1 protein-coding gene is annotated in these 592 nt (G+C 41.0%); it reads right to left on the reverse strand.

Annotated features, from left to right (window positions below; all coding sequences use genetic code 11):
• A partial coding sequence (locus tag NZ841_08530) for a hypothetical protein (GenBank protein MCS7202805.1) occupies positions 1-422 on the reverse strand: 422 nt, incomplete at its 3' end.
• Positions 423-592 lie beyond the last annotated feature (170 nt).

The raw sequence follows: 592 nt of genomic DNA on the forward strand, positions 1-592 counted from the left end.
AGACGTGTTAAGACCTCAATTATTCTTTCTACTTCCCAGCAACCTCTTGAATCGCTAAATGGATTTATCTCACCATAATCCCAAACCATTGGCAATGCTTGTCTATCAAAAGCACGCTCAAAAGATAAGGCATCTCCTCGCCAACGAGTAAGATTACATAAATAAGTAGCAATTTTATCAACAGCTAAAGCCAAATAACTAACAATAGCCTTTGCAAAATCCTCTTCATAGCCTTCTTCGAGCATCTTGCGGTAAGCAATCCTAACCTTCTCCACGAAGGTTATCAATGCAAGCTTTTGCCGAGAGTTGAAGAGATCTCCCCATTTAAGCATTCCATAAACCCAGACATTGATGACCCCAAAAGATACTGGGACCCTGGTTATTGGTTCATCAGGAACTGGATCTATTCCCCATTCTTCCATCAGCTTTGCTCTCTTCTTTTCCAAATAGAGCTCCGCTTCTCTGTAAGCTTCGAGATCTTTTTCAGTCGCAATTCTATAAAGCTTTCCCTCTCCCTCTTGGCTTTGAAGAATTACCGCCACCATTCTTTGCCCTGATTTGCCATTTTGGAATAGCTTTCTAACCGTTTTAT

This window comes from Dictyoglomus sp. (assembly GCA_025060475.1).
Lineage (GTDB): Bacteria > Dictyoglomota > Dictyoglomia > Dictyoglomales > Dictyoglomaceae > NZ13-RE01.